Origin of the sequence: Argonema antarcticum A004/B2 (assembly GCF_023333585.1) — a bacterium.
Classification (GTDB): domain Bacteria; phylum Cyanobacteriota; class Cyanobacteriia; order Cyanobacteriales; family Aerosakkonemataceae; genus Argonema; species Argonema antarcticum.
Genome location: NZ_JAIQZN010000154.1, coordinates 1 through 1105 on the forward strand (window position 1 = coordinate 1; position 1105 = coordinate 1105).

At 43.1% G+C, this 1105-nt stretch carries 2 protein-coding genes; both read right to left on the bottom strand.

Annotated features, from left to right (window positions below):
• Positions 1 to 265 precede the first annotated feature (265 nt).
• Positions 266 to 655 (bottom strand): hypothetical protein, encoded by a 390-nt coding sequence (locus LAY57_RS33460; RefSeq protein ID WP_249071510.1) that lies wholly within the window; start codon positions 653 to 655, stop codon positions 266 to 268.
• A gap of 80 nt (positions 656 to 735) precedes the next feature.
• Positions 736 to 1105 (bottom strand): hypothetical protein (locus LAY57_RS33465; RefSeq protein ID WP_249071511.1); only part of this gene is annotated, 370 nt, incomplete at its 5' end.

Sequence of the window (1105 nt, forward strand, 5' to 3'; positions counted from 1 at the left end):
GGGCATACCGAAATTAACGCTTGTGGAGAGATGATCCTCTACTTAAATCTGGAAACAGCGTTTAAGCAAGATTGCTCGTTTAAGCAAGAATCCCCGTCCCTTTAGGGCTGGGGAGTGTCAATAAAGATTAATTCAATTTTAAAATCTTATCTCACCTCTCACCCCTCATTACCAAGCTAAAAGCTCTCAGCACAAACTAGCCCAGTTATCTGCTTCTACTATCTTACTCCCCTCCTCGTCCACAGGGAGGGGCTGGGGGTGGGATTTACCCACCTTGTTGAGAGCCAAACAAATGTTCTAGAATGCGAAGACTCTCAGTTCGTAGACCCGCAATTTCATTGTTTATCCTGACAACTTCATTTTGCTGTTGCGCGACTATACGCAGCACTTGTAAGTGTTCTTGTTGTACCTCAAGCTGGCTATCGCGCAACTGAGCTATTGACTCTACTACATTTTGGAATCTCGTGTCGCTGTGACGCTGTTGTTGTTGTAAATCGCGCTGGTTATCGCGCAATTCAGCTATTGACTCAGATAAATTTTCGGTTCTTGTTTCGCTGTGACGCTGGCTATCGCGCAATTCAGTGATTGACTCTACTAAATCTTCAACTATTGCTTCAATGCGGTCGAGCCGATTGCTATCTGATGATTGAGTCATAAATTTTACTCTACTATGGTTTTTCCTCAAAGAACCTAAGCAATTAAAATCATAGCTTTTTTTCGGGTAAATCAACAAAGTCACCCATCTTGTTGGGAGCCAAACAAATGTTCTAGAATGCGAAGACTCTCAGTTCGTAACCCCGCAATTTCATTGTTTATCCTGACAATATCATTGTTTGTCCTGACAATTTCATTTTGCTGTTGCGCGACTATACGCAGCACTTGTAAGTGTTCTTGTTGTACCTCAAGCTGGCTATCGCGCAACTGAGCTATTGACTCTACTACATTTTGGAATCTCGTGTCGCTGTGACGCTGTTGTTGTTGTAAATCGCGCTGGTTATCGCGCAATTCAGTGATTGAGTCAGCTAAATTTTCGGTTCTTGTTTCGCTGTGACGCTGGCTATCGCGCAATTCAGTGATTGACTCAGCTAAATTTTGGAATCTCGTT

Excerpts from the sequence above, each read along its gene's own strand:
- LAY57_RS33460 (WP_249071510.1), bottom strand. The coding sequence starts at position 655 with ATGACTCAATCATCAGATAGCAATCGGCTCGACCGCATTGAAGCAATA.